General features: G+C 58.9%; 1 protein-coding gene. It reads right to left on the bottom strand.

The window, feature by feature from the left end:
• On the bottom strand, window positions 1–535 hold a 535-nt coding region (locus LQT98_RS23850), incomplete at both ends, for a DUF6396 domain-containing protein (RefSeq protein ID WP_231465735.1).

The following is a 535-nucleotide window of genomic DNA, read 5'->3' as shown; positions in this document are numbered from 1 at the left end:
CAGGCCGGTGGCGGGGTCGAGCTGCTTGGCCTCGGCCAGCTGCTGGATCAGATCTTCGCTGGGCTGAGCCGGTCCCGGCCCACGAAAGGCTTTCAGCCAGCGGAAGCCGCCGTCCCAGGGCGGCAAGGGGGCCGGCGGCAGCGGCACGATCTGGTCGACTTCTTCTACCGTGGGTTGCAGGTAGGAGTAGTCGTAGAGGAGTTTCCAAATTAAACGATAACGGCGACTGCGCTCAGGGTCCAACTTCAGCGCCATGTAATACATGCCGTCGTCGGGAGGGGGGGTTTTGAAGCCATTTTCTAAAAAGCTGGCGGAAGAAGAGTCCCCGCCTTTTACTCCAAGTTGAAATGCTTCTACGGCTCCGATGTAGAGTTTCTCGACTGCCAGATCGTTTCCTAATTCATTTGCTGCTTTGCCATGCCCTTGTTCTGCAGCACAACGATACATCTGCCTCGCAATCCCAGGCGCTTTGCTTCGCGGCGCTAGCTGCTCCGCCACATAGTATTGCGCCTCTGGGTTGCCCAGATCGGCGGCC

This window comes from Chromobacterium aquaticum (genome assembly GCF_021129195.1).
GTDB classification, from domain to species: Bacteria; Pseudomonadota; Gammaproteobacteria; order Burkholderiales; family Chromobacteriaceae; genus Chromobacterium; species Chromobacterium aquaticum.
This window is presented reverse-complemented; position numbering and strand designations above follow the sequence as displayed.